Origin of the sequence: Leeuwenhoekiella blandensis MED217, assembly GCF_000152985.1 — a bacterium.
Lineage (GTDB): Bacteria > Bacteroidota > Bacteroidia > Flavobacteriales > Flavobacteriaceae > Leeuwenhoekiella > Leeuwenhoekiella blandensis.
This window is the reverse complement of sequence record NZ_CH672395.1, coordinates 3569232-3586278: the sequence shown is the minus strand read 5'-3', so window position 1 is coordinate 3586278 and position 17047 is coordinate 3569232. Positions and strand designations below refer to the sequence as shown.

At 33.7% G+C, this 17047-nt stretch carries 14 protein-coding genes; 10 read left to right on the top strand and 4 right to left on the bottom strand.

Translation table 11 applies throughout. From position 1 onward, the window contains the following. Window positions 1–3 precede the first annotated feature (3 nt). A complete protein-coding gene (gene cas7i, locus MED217_RS15405) occupies window positions 4–927 on the bottom strand; it encodes a type I-B CRISPR-associated protein Cas7/Cst2/DevR (RefSeq protein ID WP_040533725.1) in 924 nt (307 codons plus the stop codon). Window position 928: 1 nt separating this feature from the next. Then, window positions 929–2773: a hypothetical protein gene (locus MED217_RS15400; protein WP_009781474.1), complete on the bottom strand. Its 1845-nt coding sequence runs from the start codon at window positions 2771–2773 to the stop codon at window positions 929–931. A gap of 1058 nt (window positions 2774–3831) precedes the next feature. On the opposite strand from MED217_RS15400, the gene MED217_RS15395 reads away from it, so the two are divergent. Continuing rightward, window positions 3832–4158 (top strand): BfmA/BtgA family mobilization protein, encoded by a 327-nt coding sequence (locus MED217_RS15395; RefSeq protein WP_009781472.1) that lies wholly within the window; start codon window positions 3832–3834, stop codon window positions 4156–4158. Between the two features lie 237 nt (window positions 4159–4395). Here the strand turns inward: MED217_RS15395 and MED217_RS15390 are convergent, their stop codons facing one another. Continuing rightward, on the bottom strand, window positions 4396–5493 hold the full coding sequence (locus MED217_RS15390) for a hypothetical protein (RefSeq protein WP_009781471.1): 1098 nt from the start codon (window positions 5491–5493) through the stop codon (window positions 4396–4398). A 2-nt stretch (window positions 5494–5495) separates the two neighbouring features. After that, window positions 5496–6290, bottom strand: a complete 795-nt coding sequence (locus MED217_RS15385; protein WP_009781470.1) for an RNA polymerase sigma factor — start codon at window positions 6288–6290, stop codon at window positions 5496–5498. A gap of 737 nt (window positions 6291–7027) precedes the next feature. Between MED217_RS15385 and MED217_RS15380 the strand changes: the two genes are divergently transcribed. From MED217_RS15380 to MED217_RS15345, 9 genes are all read left to right on the top strand, one after another. Next, window positions 7028–7264, top strand: a complete 237-nt coding sequence (locus MED217_RS15380; protein WP_009781469.1) for a helix-turn-helix domain-containing protein — start codon at window positions 7028–7030, stop codon at window positions 7262–7264. A 489-nt stretch (window positions 7265–7753) separates the two neighbouring features. Continuing rightward, window positions 7754–8293 (top strand): hypothetical protein, encoded by a 540-nt coding sequence (locus tag MED217_RS15375; protein WP_009781468.1) that lies wholly within the window; start codon window positions 7754–7756, stop codon window positions 8291–8293. Window positions 8294–8431: 138 nt separating this feature from the next. Next, a complete protein-coding gene (locus MED217_RS15370; protein WP_009781467.1) occupies window positions 8432–9019 on the top strand; it encodes an XAC2610-related protein in 588 nt (195 codons plus the stop codon). A 296-nt stretch (window positions 9020–9315) separates the two neighbouring features. Continuing rightward, a complete protein-coding gene (locus MED217_RS15365) occupies window positions 9316–9690 on the top strand; it encodes an ArsR/SmtB family transcription factor (protein WP_009781465.1) in 375 nt (124 codons plus the stop codon). Continuing rightward, entirely contained in the window at window positions 9687–10289 is a 603-nt protein-coding gene (merTP, locus tag MED217_RS15360) for a mercuric transport protein MerTP (protein WP_009781464.1), read from the top strand. The genes MED217_RS15365 and merTP overlap by 4 nt, the downstream gene beginning before the upstream one ends. Window position 10290: 1 nt before the next feature. After that, window positions 10291–11637 carry a dihydrolipoyl dehydrogenase family protein gene (locus MED217_RS15355; protein WP_009781463.1) on the top strand — a complete coding sequence of 449 codons (1347 nt, stop codon included), beginning with the start codon at window positions 10291–10293 and terminating at the stop codon, window positions 11635–11637. A gap of 11 nt (window positions 11638–11648) precedes the next feature. Further along, window positions 11649–11855 carry a GDCCVxC domain-containing (seleno)protein gene (locus MED217_RS19275; protein WP_083778039.1) on the top strand — a complete coding sequence of 69 codons (207 nt, stop codon included), beginning with the start codon at window positions 11649–11651 and terminating at the stop codon, window positions 11853–11855. 306 nt (window positions 11856–12161) lie between these two features. Continuing rightward, on the top strand, window positions 12162–12650 hold the full coding sequence (locus tag MED217_RS15350) for a hypothetical protein (protein WP_009781461.1): 489 nt from the start codon (window positions 12162–12164) through the stop codon (window positions 12648–12650). A gap of 181 nt (window positions 12651–12831) precedes the next feature. Further along, window positions 12832–17046: an AAA family ATPase gene (locus MED217_RS15345; protein WP_009781460.1), complete on the top strand. Its 4215-nt coding sequence runs from the start codon at window positions 12832–12834 to the stop codon at window positions 17044–17046. The last annotated feature ends 1 nt before the right edge of the window (window position 17047 follow it).

Genomic DNA, 17047 nt, shown 5'->3' with positions numbered 1-17047 from the left:
CTTTTATGAATTAACTTCATAGTAAGTATTTACCCAATTTTCAAGCTTGTCGAACCCCTCTTTTAAACTAGACATTCCCTCTTCTTTTTTAAAAACAGCTTCTTGAACGGCGAACACGTGATCTTCCATAAACTTCCCGTAGTCAGATAAAACAGTTTTCAACTTATCAATGTTTACGTTTCCTTCCTCGGTAAGCTCAACAGCTTCTAAGAAAATTGGATTTTTTGATTTCATTAAGCCTGCTGCTATAAACTTAGGAGATATATCAGCTAAAAAACGGGTTTGTCTACCCTGACTCCATAGCATTTGTAGTGCATTTAGAAAACTAATAACCCTAGCTGCTTTTTCTTTGTTATCGACTAAATCTACTGTTTCCAGTTCACGGGTTTTCTCATCTTTTAATTTAGTTTCTTTACCTATTCGATCCAGTTCAATAAGGATGGTTCCTCGATAAACTCCAGAATGGATTTCGGTCTCAAAAATATTGGCATTAAGCTCTATCTTCTTACCCATAAAATTGGTGGCATAGTCTAAATCTCCCTTATAAGTGGCTAATGCCAATAAAGATTCTACACGTATGGGAGATGTCCTAACAGTAGATGTACCTGCTGCACCATCCTTCCCTTTGGATGCATCCATATATCCAAATAAATCATCGTCAATATATTTAATTGGATTCATTTCGGTTTTAGGCGCCCCTTTATCTGTACTAGACGTTCCCACCGGTGAAATTTCACTACCCAACTCTTCCAGCTTGTCGCGCAGCGCCCGACGAATTGCCTGTGATGAGACATAAGGAAGTTCTTCTCCATTTTGTAAGGTTACTTTTTTTATAGGGTTAATATTATCTACTTCTTTATCGCCACCATTCAGGCTGGCAAAAGATACTTTTGATAAATACGTAAGGGTAATACTGTTAACTTTCATTTTAATAATCTTTTTGGTTAGATAAAACAACATTCAAACTATTTAAAGCACCTATTTGTGCGTACTGTTTAATTGCCACGTAATTTTTTTCATTCAAACTTTCTAAAATTTCATTGGCAACAGAAACCTGATATTTACGCTGAATTCTAATTAAGGTTTCCCTGAACTGTTCTATCGTTCGTGCCTTATGAAGGCCTATTAAGTATTTTCTTCCATTTTTTGCATTGGCTTTTTTTTCATTATCATTTTTAGGATTCTCGTAATTAATAATGGCGTAGCCAATACTTTTTCCTAGACCAATAGCCCTCTGTTGTAGCGATTCTTCCATAATTGTAGTTCCAAAATTGATTGATTGTTCATATATTTTTAAAAATTCCAAGACAAGGTCATATCTTCTTGAACCTGGATTATCATTATTTGCTAACAGCAAATAGCTTTTTTGAAATAAAGATTCGATGACGGTCAAAATTGATTTCCCTCTCAGGAGGTGATCTATTACTTTGATCCTGATCTGTCTTTGAAGCTTCATTTTTTTACTAAAATCATTAATAGCTTCTATCTTTGAATTTTTAAAAGTTAACCCCCGCCATAATTCTCCAATAGGTACTCGTTTCTTCTTATTGGATTCCAGTTTATGAATAAGCTGAATAATGAATTTCACATTGGAATATTCTTCATAAAAATTTGGTCTGAGGGTTGAAGCAAATTTATCGGCTTTAAAAGTTACCAGACTTATTGGGCTCTTGTCAATTTCAAGTAAACCTAAAAGCTCATCTGAATCAACTTCTTCAATATTCTTGTAAGCAAGTTCATCTGCAAATTTCTTTTTATAGAAAGTGAGGAGAATAAGGAATACGATTTCTTGAGGTGAGTATGCATCACTATAAGGATTTGAGAATTTGACATCGTCTTTCTTTGAATAACCAAAATTGTGTATTCTTATATTCTGTTGAAAAGAAAAAGCCCACGATTGCATTTCTCTCTTTTCATAGAAAAACTCTTCAGGATAAAGTGAAAGTAATTTTTTTAATGAACTAGTATTAAAAAAAGAGGATATGAATGAGTCATACCCGTCAATATATGCATACATAGCCAAAGAAGGAGAGAAAAGAGCAAGATATTTCGCTTTAAAACTTATTTTTATACTGTCATCGGTTTGTAAAAAAGAATTAAAACTTGTGACACTTGAAGTAAAAGCAAAACTTCCTTTACTTGATACTAAATCTTTGAAAGATTCTTTAGTAACCACGCAATATTTATCTCCTTTTTCAAAATACTTTTTCTTAAATTCAAGCCTAGGTGCTTTAGTATAAGGTTCATTTAAATAAATATTAGAATCTCCTTTACTTTGTTTCTCATCGGGTTTGATCTTCTCATTTTCTATAACAAATCCTTTAAGTTTCAAATTATTTTCAGAATAAACTTTGGCGATATTGTGAGCAAATTCAGGATTTTCGTTAAAGAGATTTGAAAATTTCACTGGTTTGATTCTTGGTGTAGGAGCTGGTCCAAATGGTGCTTTCGTAATAAAACCAGCTAAGCCAAATGATGACATTTTTGGGAATTTACCGTATTTAAAAGGCTTTTCCACAAAATAATATTTATCAGCATCTCTTAACTGCCTTTTAGAGGAAGTGTCATAAATTTCCTTCCCCATAAAATAATATGCTTCTTCTAATAGATGAAGTATGTCGTCTGACTCAATAATCAATTTGTCATCATAAAGCTGATAATTCAGATTTACTGCAGGATTTTTTCTTTCAAACTTAACTAGATAACGATACAGGGCAATTATACCTGTGTTTATGAAAATGTTTGATGTTTTATTGAATTCTATTTTTTTCATTTCTTTTTTTAATAAAACTCTAATTTCCCTAAGTTTTGCTATGACCAAATGACTGAAAGGGTAAGTGCTACTTTGCGAAAGAGCAGCATCAAATTCCTCTTCGTAGAGGTATTCCTAGCTTTGCTAGTAATTATCAATTAAAAGTACTTAAAAGATTTTACCCATTTTTACAGAAAACTGTAAATCACAACGATTTAGAAAAACCGAGGGTATTGAAATACACCTCCAGGCTCCAATGCGAAACTCTAAAAATCACCAAAAGAAATGATTTGGGTAAGAGGAATAAACCCCATTTTCCTCCATTCCGCAAAAAGCTTCTCCCGAAATTTCGGGACGGTAAAAGCGGTTCATTCAAAAATCTTGAACCCAATCCCGATCCCGAAACTTCGGGAGGATTAGGTTCGCTTGATTCTAGTGCACTATAAAATGATTGCTCAAAAAGAGGCTGAGTCAAACTCAAAAAACTACCAACACACTTTTTCAAACGCTCATTTCCTTTTTTCGAAAGAACTAAAATTTAGATTGAGCCGCTTTGCATAACCAGGCTCCGCTGTCGCTCTTTTTATAAAAGCTTTCCTCAATACTAAATTTTAAATGTAGGTAATCGAAAAGGAAACGCGATGGCGCTATGGAAAGTAAATGGATGCTTAGAAGTAGCTAATTTTCGTTTGGATGTATATTGAAATCTATCTAATATGGAGCTTCTATTTTTCTATCAAACTTCAAGAAAAGCGCTCCAGATATATCAAGTAAATGGTTTTTATCCTCCATAAAATTTGAACGCATTTGATGTCAAAATTAATGCGGATTTTAATTGATAACTTAGGGTGTAAAAGTTATCATTTTGAGTAGCGAAGCGGACAAAAATGAGAAGCAAGAGGATAACCCGCTGCGCGAGGTTATATAGCTCATTTTTATTTGTAAATAACTGTTTTTAAGTGAGTTGTGTGATTCTTGTAAAGTATTGAAAACAACTGCTTTGTAGCGATTTTCCGTGAAACGCTTCAAAGCCCTTATAAACAGGGCGATTGATTATCCTAATCTTTAAAAATCTAGTGATGCCTAAACGATTTTCCCGAATAAATTTTCACACCGAAACCGTGGAGCGCTTTAAAAAGTACGCCCTAGCAAATGATGCGAATTATACCGAAACCTTGGAGGCTCTTTTAGACTTTTTTGAGCGGAATTCCATCAGTCCGTTTGAGCCCTTTGATGATTCTAAACAGCGCTTGGAAACACTAATTAATAAACGCATGGATGGGGTAGAAGCTATATTACGAAGAATAGAAACGGAACAAACCAAACCGACCAAGGTACTATTGGATCGACTTTTTAATCAACAGGAAGAAGAACAACCCAAGTTTGTTGAGCGGAAATTTAGGTAGATGAACAAGTGTGTTCTATATTTATAATTTAACTCTTTAAATGGATGGTTCACTCACGTCTGTTGTATAAGTTTTTGCATTTTATGTTATTTATCTGTTCATAACACTCCCTGTTTATTTAATCTTTTAGGGAAGGGTTGTATATGCTGCCTGCATTTAGTGAGTGCTATTAAAATACCTCACCTTACGGGTGTACAAGCACCCTCAGACCCTAAGGGCCAATTATTTATTTTCGTATCAATCGATAAGTAATTCAATACCTGCTTTTTTGGCTTTGTATTCTATTTTCTTAGTCAATTCATAATAATTCCAGTTTCTAAGCACAAAACGTTCTTGCTGTGCGGCCTCGATCTTAGCTTCCTGATTGAGCAGAATTAAGGTGCCGGCTTGTTGTTTGATACAAAAATCAATGAGCTTTCGGCTGTACACATGCAAGCGGTTACTTACGTAGTTTTTTTCCATTTCGTAAAATTTTTCTACTGCTTTAGTTTTGCGTTTAAAGCCTTTTCCAGGTCTGCAATAGGTGGCTCCGCTTTGGGCTCTTTTTTGAGCAGCCTGCAGGGCTAGCCTTCTGTATAGAAATTCCTCTCTGTTGCCAATACGAAGTGTAGCTTTTCCGGATTTCACAGTGATAGGATATTCAAGGGATAAAGAAGCTTCAGCAATTACTTCCGGTTTCAGGTTATGTATTTCTTTTTCGAATTCAAAGGTGGCTAACCAATAAATTTTTTGCTTCTTCAGTTGGATTCTAGAAGTACATAGTTTGATTTTTCCGGCGACTAACTGTTCCAGCAATTTTCGTTTATCGGTATGATCCTTCCCTAAATAGGTTTTTAAGGGAATGGAAAACAAACGAAAACAAAATGCTTTTTGGTTTTCGTTATAGGATAATCCATGAATGGCTACCGGCCCAAAAGGAAACGCGATATTCCTTTTAAAATTGGCAAGCGCGCGTTCTCCTTTACTATATTCCGACAGGTTGTTACGAAAGTTATTGATTATGGTATTGTTCAGGTTGGCTAAAATGTTAGTAGGGATTTCCCCTTTAAAACGATCGGATACCACCCGGTAGGTACAGTTCATTTTTGACCTATTGAGCATGCCGTCTTCCGCTTTTTTTTCATCCGCTAACTTATAGCGTATTCCTTCTGATAAGTAAAAGAATTCTTTGACCCGTTCCTGTATGTACAGATGTGAAATAATGAGATTGGCTGCCCTAAAGCTTCTGTTCTGCCAGCGGTAGAGCGTGTCGTAGACCTCCTTCTTTTCCTCTTTGGTAGGCGCATTCACCTGTAGCTGGATCTTTCGGGTGAGTTTTATCGTTTCTTTTTCCATGACTAAGCGGATTGTTGTTGATTTTGTTTATGCTGTAACAGTTTATAGGCAGCCATAAATTGCTGATGTACTTCCTGTATAGAAAGGTTTAGCTCCTTGGAAATGGCTGCAAAGGAATACTGCTTTTCTGTACGAAGCTGCAAGACTTTTTTCTGTTTGCGGGTCATATTAGCCTGAGCCTTTAACGCCCGGATCGGTGTGGTTTTAGCTTCCGGTGTACTTCCATTAGTAATGATATTCTTAATATCTTTAATAGCGCCTTTTACTCCGATACTGGTTTTAGCAGTGCTGGTTCCCATTGCCTGAGCAATAGCTTTATACTGAAAGCCGTATTTTAAGCACAGTTCCACAAGAAGCTTTCTTTCACTGCTTAGTAAGGGAAGTACCCTTTGAATCTGGTCTAAAGCCTTCTGATCTGCTTCCTGTCTTCGTAGGTGTGCAGCTTCTTCATCCTCGTCATAGCCGCCTAAATAATCCTGATAATTCTCTAAATAGTCTAATCTGCTTAGGTTGCGTTGAAACGCATTCCGGGGCTTGCTATACTGGTAAATGCACTCGCTTTTCATGACAAAGTGTACGAACGCATTTAGATGTTCTGGGGATTGTATGCGATCCCTTTTTTCCCATAAGATGAGAAAGGTATCCTGAAGAATATTTTCAACTGCATAGACATCCTTAAGTATGCTCCTGCCCATCCAGTAGACACTATGGTAATACTGCGTGTAAATCGCTTCAAATGCGTGTGGACAACCTTTTTTGAAGGCATTGTAGTTAGTATCAAGTTGGAATCGTTTCATAAGCTAAGTGTTCTGTATTTCGTTTACATTCTATTCTTTTTAAGGGCGTTTTAGTTAAGCTCAAACCTTCCCGCCGGACTCCAATCACAACCGGGAAGGTTTTTGAACTTAACAGCTTCTCTTTTTCGCAGACCCTAGGGGCTGCGGCACTTTTTTATGGCTAATTCACCGGTGTGCTTAAACCTACCCGGTATAAGCCCAGGCCGCTGTTACAGTGGCGTTTCCCACCCAACTACAGGTTACTTCGTAGGGAAGCAACCCATAACCCACGGGTGACTTAGCGGATGATTACGTGTACCCGTAAACACGAGCTTTGTGCATAGGTAGTAGTGCTTTTGCTGTTAGTTGACTACAACTCATACAAGTTACCGGCCACTATAGCCTATATGATGTAGGGGGAAAAGGATGCGAAGCTTGATAAAGAAGAATACAAAGGCTCTGAACGTGAAGTAGTGGGCCTAATACAAAAAGGCGCAGGTCTCAACTTATTGAATCAAGGTACTGGTATACCGCGCAACAATAAGCGAGAGCCCACGCCCGGGTCGTGAGCATCCCTGCTTATCCTCTCGTTGCTAAAAATTACCAGTTTTTGATTCGAGATTCAAAGCGAATGCTTCTAATATGTTATGCTAAGAAGTTTCGCAAATATATAATTATGAGTCAAATATAGTATTCTTTTATTTAATGCGGAAAATCTTCCGCATTAAATTTTGATTGATATTTTTCCTTTGTTATGTATGAACATCAATTTTCTCATAAGTAATGCCATTTCCGAATGGATTAAAGACGCCAAATCAAACCGAGATTTCGGACTTAATCATGACATTGATGAGAAAATTGTAAGAAGAATTCTTGACGAGAAGGAATATCGTATTCCCGTAGAGACACTTAAAAAGATTTGTGATGCGCGTCAAATAAAACTATCGGATTTTTTTAAACGTGTTGAAGAAAAATACCCGGATCTTAAGCCTTAAAAGCTCACTCTATTTTCCTGTCTAACTATCTGTAAAAGCTATCGATTTTTTGATTTTGACATCTTAAAGCGATGAATTCTAATACTTAGCATTAGTCAATAGTTATATCTTTCCAAAGCATTACTTTTTCTGGTGTGGGGAGTTAAAAGTTAAGAAAATCTTAATTTTCTACGTTTCCAGAGGCGTTTTCATACACTCTTCATACTCTATCCTAGGGGATGCCTAGCCTTTGCCTAGGGGATGGTATACTCGTGCCGTGGGAATCTTCATCATTTTAAACATAGCTCTTAGTCCGAGCATAGCTATACATTTTGGTTTCTAAATCCTGAAATTGTAATACACTCATATAAGATTAAGGAATTAGGTAAAGTACTTCCAAAAGAAAAGACTAGATTTATAAACACAACTTAAAAGTGTTGATATCCCGTAAATTTTGAGGGGATATGTATATATTTAGTGTTGATATAACAAGTTGCCACCAATTAAAAAATGACCTCGCAAAAATTCAAAATTGATTTACTTAAAACGAATTGGATATCTGAAAAAGATACTCAAACGGATTTATGTGCGCACGGACAAATGCGAGTTAAAATCGGAAATGAAATTGTAGTTGACCAATCTGAAAATGATGGATGGACGATAAGTGCAAGTGCACAACTTTTACTTCGGACTTTGGAGCGGAATCATACTAAAGAGAATCCCGTTGGCGACCAATTAATTCCGTGTTGCGGACACTTTTTAGTTTTCGACAATGATATGGACGAAGTTTATATTGGAAGTTGTCCGACAGGAATTGACTGGGAAGTAAAACACAGGAATGGAAATGTAATCCTGAAAACGGAAAGCGGAAATGAAACGGAAATAAATTTTGTGGAATATAAAAATGAGGTGCTGAACTTTGTCGACCAAGTTGAGCAGTTTTATAAAGAAAGTCCCGAAAAGGAAATACCGATAGACGAATTTGACCGAAAAGGTTATTTACAATTCTGGAAAGAATGGAATGAAAACAGAGCAAAGTGGAAAAAATAACTGGTGGCAACACCGTGTATAGCTCATTGCGGCTGAATTCCTAATCGGAATTCATCGCAATTTGCTATCTTTCGGTTACGGCGGAAAATCATAGCTGATTTTCCGCAACGAGCCATACACAAACACGTTGCCAGTAATATGAAAAAAATTCTGCTAATATTAATAATTCTGTTTTCGTTTGAACTTTATTCACAAGAAATAATAAAGTTTTCAGATGCGGAATTTGAATTTTGTCTGACAAAAAAATGCGGAAAAACTGACTGTGAAATAACTAAAATTGAGGTTCTGAAAAATGGAATCTTAAAGCAAACAATAAAACCGAGCGAAAACTATTTCAGCAAAACATTTCCAAATGACCAACTTTTCGCAATTGAGGATATGAATTTTGACGGAAAAATGGATTTTAGGCTAATGGAATTTCTTCCAGCTGGACCGAATGTTCCTTTTCTATTTTGGATTTATAATCCGACAAATGAACTCTTTGAAGAAAACAAAGATTACGGAGAAATAACTTCGCCTGAATTTGATTACGAAAAAAAACAAATTAATTCGACTTGGAGAAACGGTTGTTGCGAACACGGACGAGACGTTTATGAATTGACAAACGGAATTCCAAAATTGACTGAACGATTTGTTATTGGACATAATTCGGAAGACAAAGAATATTACGAACATTGGAAAGTTGAAAACGGAGAATTAAAACTAATCGAAAAGACAGTTGAATAAAATACTACTGGCAACAATGTATAACCGCAATTACGGCGGATTCGACTACGTCCGAATCCACTCGGAATTGCTAACGCCAGTGCTTAACCGAAAATTATTAACTTTAAATCCGTAACTGACGGTTATACGAGACCGTTACCCACAAGCTGAAAACCAGCCGCACAAACAGCACATTTATTTTTTCCCACCGCAAAAAAGCCAACGCTCAAAAAAAATAAAAGAGCTTTTTTTTGCCAAAGCTTCAAATATTATATTTAAGTATTTGCTTAAATAAGAAATAATCGTAACTTTGTTTTATGGAAAATAATTCTTGCATAAGACAACAAGCCGATATTGAACAAATAAATCGTTGCAAAGACACAGTTTCGGACTTAAACGAATCGTTCGACTATTTGGCTAACGGACTTTCATTAGTCGGAAACAGCGTTCGACTGAAAATACTTTATCTACTCTTTGAGGAAAAAAGACTTTGTGTTTGTGATTTAAGCGATATTCTCGGAATGAACATTTCAGCAATCTCTCAACATTTGAGAAAAATGAAAGACCGAAATCTATTGGAAACCGATAGAGAAGCCCAAACGATTTTTTACTCACTTACGGCTGAATACGAAAAATTATTGAACCCATTTTTTGAGATACTTGACAAAAACAAAATTTTAGAAACGATATGAAAAGCGAAAACAAATTAATTGGTGCAGGTTTGTTAACTGCTATTACAGCTTCATTATGTTGTATTACGCCAGTTTTGGCTCTAATCGCAGGAACAAGCGGAATTGCTTCAACATTTTCTTGGATTGAACCTTTTAGACCTTATTTAATTGGTCTGACAATTTTAGTTCTTGGCTTTGCTTGGTATCAAAAACTTAAACCTCAAAAAGAAATCGACTGTGATTGTGAGACGGACGAAAAACCAAAATTTATTCAATCGAAAAAGTTTTTAGGAATTGTGACCGTATTTGCGATTGTAATGTTGTCTTTCCCATATTATTCAGGAATTTTTTACCCAAACACGGAAAAGCAAATAATCGTAGTTGACAAATCGGATATTAAAACAACAGAATTTACAATCAGCGGAATGACCTGTGTCAGTTGTGAAGAACACGTCAAACACGAAGTAAATAAACTAAACGGAATTGTAGATACAAAAGCGTCCTACGAGAATGGAAACGCAATCATTGAATTTGACAAATCCAAATCTAATGAAACGGAAATCGAGAAAGCAATTAACTCAACAGGTTATAAAGTAACCGACAAAAAAGAAATCAATTAGTATGAAAGAATATGATGTATTTATAATTGGTTCGGGAATGGCAGGAATGACCATCGCAAATAAATGTGCCTCAAAAGGGCTAAAAGTAGGAATAACGGATGAATTACCTTATGGTGGCACCTGTGCTTTGAGAGGTTGTGACCCAAAAAAAGTGATTATAGGCGCTACGGAAGTTCGAGACTTTGCTAATAGGCTTAAAGGAAATGGTATTGATACCATACCTAAAGTCAATTGGAAGGACATTATGGCCTTTAAACAATCCTTTGTGGATGAAATGCCACCAAAAATTGAAAAAGGATATAAAAAGAACGGAATAGACACCTTTCATAGTTCAGCAAAATTCCTGTCAGAAAACACATTGGAAGTTGGAACAGACAAAATAAAGGCTAACAAAATTGTAATCGCATCGGGTTCCAAGCCAAGGGTTTTAGAATTTGAAGGTGGTCATTATGCAAAATCCAGTACCGATTTCTTGAATTTAGCAAAATTGCCAAAATCTTTAGTATTCATCGGTGGTGGATATATCGCTTTTGAGTTTGCACATATAGCGGCTCGATGCGGAGCAGAAGTCACTATTGTTCATCGTAGAGAAAATCCCTTGGAAAATTTTGAACAGGATATTGTAAAACATCTTGTTTCTGCCACAAAAGAGTTAGGCATAAAACTCATTCTTAATACAGATGTTACGGCTATTGAGAAAGTGGATAGCCAGTATCGAGTAAAAGGTAAATCTCAAGAGAAAACAGCATATTTTGAAGCTGAAGCTGTTTTTAACTCTGCCGGACGACCACCAGCCATATTTGATTTGGAATTAGACAAAGCGAACATAGCCTTTACTAATAAAGGTGTTACAGTGAACAAATACTTGCAAAGTACTTCAAACCCTCATATTTATGCAGCAGGCGATGCTGCAGATTCAGAAGGTTTGCCCTTAACGCCAGTTGCAGTTCTGGAAGGTCATACGGTTGCTTCAAATATTATTAAAGGCAATTCTAAAGAAATAAGTTATCCGCCAATGCCAACAGTGGTGTTTACGTTACCAACTATGGCTTCTGTTGGATGTACTGAATCGAAAGCGAAAGAGCTGAATTACAATATTCGAATTAATTATAAGGAGGTTGGTAATTGGTTCAATGCCAAGCGTTTGAATGTAGAAGAATATGCGTTCAAAACTATTATTGACGAAGAAACTCAAACAATTTTGGGAGCGCATTTAATAGGACCACATACAGAAGAAACAATAAATCTCTTTGCAATGGCCATAAAAACAAAGATGAAGGTTAATGATATTAGAACAATGATTTTCTCATATCCAACATTGGCTTCGGACATACCACATATGCTTTAATAAAAAATTCAATGGAAACTATATTAAAATCAGAAATTACCTGTCCAGACTGCGGACATAAAAAAGTAGAAGATATGCCAACAAACGCTTGTCAATTCTTTTACGAGTGTGAGAATTGTAAAACGGTTCTAAAACCAAACGAAGGAGATTGTTGTGTTTATTGCTCTTATGGAACTGTACCTTGTCCGCCAATTCAAGAAAATAACAGTTGTTGCTAAAAAGCCAACGCTAAAAGCCATACACATTTGCAATTCACGCCAGCCGACACATAAACCAAAAATTGCAAAAGAGTATGTCTTTGCCAACGCTGAAAACCAAGCTAAACGGAATAAAGCCAGTGGGTAACAACGTATATAAAAAATAGCGGTTTAGATGCTAAATCGAAATGAATTTTATAAATTTAAGGTCTGCGTCTAACCGAAAAGTTCGTGCGTAAAATCCGCTACTTTTCATATACAAGACCGTTGTAGTGCATTTGAACTCCACCAGCAGAATATTTAAACTTCTTATTAAATTATGGAATTATGAAAAAAATTTTTACTCTTTTATTAATTGGAATTTTAGTTTCAAGTTGTTCTAATGACGATGATGAAGGTATTGACTGTTCACTTTTTGACCCGGCTTTTCCTGAAATATACATTAGGATAGTAGATGAAACTGGAGCTAACTTACTCGAAAACGGAACGATAGATCCCGAAAATATAACTGTCGAAGGTGACTTTTCAAATCCAGGCTTTCGATTTAATCCTCCTAATGAGTATGCTGGGCCCGATTCTGAGATAAGAAAATATGACAATACTTTATCTCTCTATATTCCATATGAGTCAGAGTTTGATTATATAATTAATTTGGACGAGTCGACCACAATCGTTCTGGAGTTTGAAGCAAAATTGGCTGAACTTCCTTGTGATGTTTCATTTTTCATTCCGACTAAACTTACTTTTAATAGTCAAAACATAGAATCAGAAAATGAAGAATCTGACCTTATCTTCTTAGCAGAAATTGAAATATAAAAAACGCACTACAACACTATATAAAAACAATGCTTAAATCAGTCTTGAATCGAAACTCCGTGCTCGCCTGCAAAGCCTGATTGTCCGCAGGACAATCACGTTTACCCGCTCGCACAGTTTTTATACGGGACGTTACCTGCAAGCTGAAAAAACCGAACTGTCTGCAAAATAAAATATATAAATGAACATATTAAACAGCTATATTACTTTTCTGCAAGAGTATAAAAAACTTTTGGAGCGTGGTGTTAAAGACATTTTTGCGAAAACAGTTGCACCTAGTTTCATTTGGCTTGATGAAATTGAAAAACTGATTGAAGACAATCTTTGTGAAACTACATTAACTGACTTTTTTATTGGAGAGTATGAAAATAGTAAATCAAATATTTTGTCTCTTGACAAACCACTAAAACCAAAAATAAATATCCCAAACGAATATTTTGGGATAATTGAATTTAATGATGCTAAAAATAAATTTGAGAGCGAAAGCGAAAATGAACTTACTTCATTTAGAAATTCAGCTTTTGGAATACAGGAAATAAATAAAATACAAAGATTCAAAGGTAACAAAGCCGTTTACTCAAAACTTTATAGAGCATATAATGACATTAAAAATGATTCTAACATTGAAATTGTTTTAAGTGTTGGCTTAATTCAGCATTCTAAACAAGGTAGAGGAAAAACAAGTAGTGTTTCAAAAACAAATCAACACCTTTTCCATTTCCCATTAAAAATTGAGCTAACAATAACAAACAAAATAAATCTATCTTTTTCAGAAACGGAAAAACCTTATGTCGATTTCTTTTTTTTAAACAATTTACCAATTGAGAAAACCGCATTAAATAACATTGTTGACAGATTTGAAGAAGAAATTGAAACAAATGGTTTTCAATATATTTATGACAAAAAGTTTAAGGATTTAATTGCAAAAAACTTACAGCAAATATCTGAAAACTCTACGTTTGATAGTAGAATTACAAAACCCTTGTCTGACACAGTAAATACTGATTCCTTCAAGTTTTCTTTCTCGCCTTCAATAAATATTAAAAAACAAAAACCACGGTTTTTCGATAAGCTTACAAAAGGAATAATTGAAGAGAATGAAAATGATGAAAATAATGCGGAACTATTTAATTTATTAATAAGGAATCCTGAAAATGAACATACAAATTCACACGTAAAGCCAAATTATTTTATTGACGAATTGTATGAAGAACATAAAGAAAATAATACCAACTTAAATGCAGAACAAGATTTTTCTGTTTTCTTCCCACTACCCTATAACAAAGAGCAAAAACAAATTTACGACAACTACCTAAAAAACAGAATTACTGTTGTTACAGGTCCTCCAGGTACAGGAAAATCACATACTATCGTGAATATATTGTGTTCTTTATTGGCACAAGGCAAAAGAGTATTAGTAACTGCACAAACGGATAAAGCATTAGAATCTTTATTGGATAAAATCCCACAAAATTTTGATGACTTAGTTTTTACAAAAATTCAACTAGAAGTTGATAAAACAAGGTTCTCCCTTGAAAAAAGTATAAATAATATTCGTTCAATTCTTATTGATGATTTTCACTTAAATATTGAAAAGAAAATTTCAAATCTTAACATTTTAAAAGGAGAATATTTACAATATAAATCGGAAATACATAAAGTTTTAGAGAAAGAATACAATGAAGTTTCCTTAAATGAAAGTTTTAAAGATTTAAGAAGCTATAAATTATGGGATAAATTTCAATCAAAAAATGATGAGAATTGGAATTGGATAAAGGATGAAATAACGTTAGAGATAATTGATGACTTTGTTAAAATAAAGAACGAAATAAACACTTATAAGCAGTTACATTCATTTGATAATTTAATCTTAAAATCAATAGATTTTAACCTCAAAAGCATTTTCGAAAAAATAAATGACTTTAATTTTACTGAATATTTAAACCGAAAAAGTGAAATTGAAAAACTAAAAAGTCATTTGGATATAGATGATATTTCAAAATATAAACTTCTAAAAATTGACTTAAATTCAGTTACTGAAACAACTGAAAAATATAGTAATGCAGATATAGTAATTAATAGTTATCAGCAAATAAACCAACTTAAAAACAAATTAATAAAAAAGAATAAAAATACTGCCGATTTTAATTCAAACTTAAAATATTCTGAAATAGTAGAAAATTCCTCAAAATATCTTCGAGATATTGAATCATTTTTGGCACAAATTGAAAGTGGAAAGGAAAAAATAGGTTTTCTAGCAAAATTCAAAGCAAAATACAAACAAGTAAGTTACCTAGAAAATATTGTTCTTAATTCTAAAAATTGTGACAACAAAACATCTTTAAACTTACTAAAAGTTTATCTAAAGGAAATCCAAGAAATAAGCTCAAACCTAAACAATATTACGAAGGCAGGATTTGATATTGTAATAAATGAAGATTCAGATTTATCTTCAAAATATAAGTTGTTAAATACTGCTATTGAACAAGTTGAAAGAAACTTTACACTTGTTGACCTTTTACAAAAGAACAAAGACATCATCAATTTTTCTAAGATATTTAATATTGAAATTTCAAATGTTGAAGAAATTTATACTACTTCGGTTTCTTACAAGGAGGATTTAGAAAAATTAAAAGATTTAGAACTGAGTGCAAAAAAAGACATAAGCACTTTGAAAGCTGTCAGTAGTACATTTTTAAACTCAAAGCTTTTAAATGATTTTGATGAATTTATTCCTTTAGAAAATATTTCAGAAACAGTCAAATTTAAAGAATTTCAAACAAAATTAAAAGGCACATTACAACAAGCAGATAAAGAAAATCACTTTAACAATTCAAAATCGTTTATTGAAAAGATTTTACCTAAAACACTTCAGTTTCTGCTCGAAACACCAATTGAAAAAATCACAAAGGAAAATTTTGAATTTGCACACGCTAACCAATATTTTTTAGAGAATGAAGTCATTGACTTGCAAAAAACGAAAGAAAAATTAAGTCAAATAAATGATAGAATTTATGAACAGAAATCTGAAATTTTATTTGATTTAGCAAAAAACAACTTCAAAAATAACTTCGACACTAATGAAATTGACAGATTTATTAATCTATTGGTGGAATATCAAACTAATTTATATCAAGGGAGTAGAGGAATAAGAGATAAAGTAAAATTTCAACTTTTAGCGAGAAAAAATAGTGCCGAAATAAGCAATAAGCTTTCTTGCTGGGTGATGAAATTTAATGATGTTTTAAACTCGGTAGGTACAGAACCAGAGATTTTTGATTGCATTATTGTAGATGAAGCAAGCCAGTTAGATTTTAATAGTTTAATCTTGGGTTATTATGCAAGAAATATGATTATAGTTGGAGATGATAAACAAACTTCTCCAAGTGCATTAACAGGAGCAAATGATAATGATTTTCAGTCAATCAAAAATAAATATTTAGAATTTCTAGGAAACGATAGAATACAAATTAGAAGTGATAATAGTTTATTTACTTTATCAAAAATGGTTGCGGGTTCATCCAATTTAGCTTTAAAGGAACATTTCAGATGCGTTTCCGAAATAATTGAGTTTTCAAAATACAATTTTTATGACAATTCATTAAAACCTTTAAAACAAATAAACACAGAAAATAGACTAGAGCCTGTAAAAGCTGTATTTGTTCAAAATAGTTTTTTAGAGGATAGAATTGTTTATGCCGAGATTGAATCGATAAAAAAGCATTTAATTGAAATTATTAAAAACCCAATTTATCAAAATAAAACTATTGGTGTTGTTAGTTTAGGTTTAGTAAAACACACAGAGAAACTTAAAGACATTAAAGAAGATTTATCTGAAATATTTGGAAGAGACAAACTTGATGAAATTAAGTTAATCATTGAAGATTCTCCAAAATTTCAAGGAGATGAAAGAGATGTTATGCTGGTTTCTTTAGGAGTAGCATTAGATTCTGAAAAACTAAAATCTAACGACAATCCAAAACCTAGGTCTATAGTTGATGATGGGAATCTAAAGGATGATTTTAAGAAAATAAATGTTGCTCTTAGCCGAGCAAAAGAACAAATGATTTTATTTCACTCTGTGAAATCAGAAGATTTGAGAAACAATGATTTTAGGCTGAAAATACTTAGCTTTTTCTACAATGAAACTAAAGTAGTTAAACCATTTGAACTACCCGATAATGAAAATTCAAGGAATTTATATAACATTCCAAAACCCTTTGACAGTTGGTTTGAATATGACATTGCAAGGGATTTAATAAATCAAGGCTATCAATTCATTCAACCGCAATATAAAGTAAAAGAAGATGAAACCTTTTATAATCATCATTCTCAAACAGAAACTTATGTGAATTTTAAACTTGACCTTGGAATTACTACATTAGACTGGACATAGA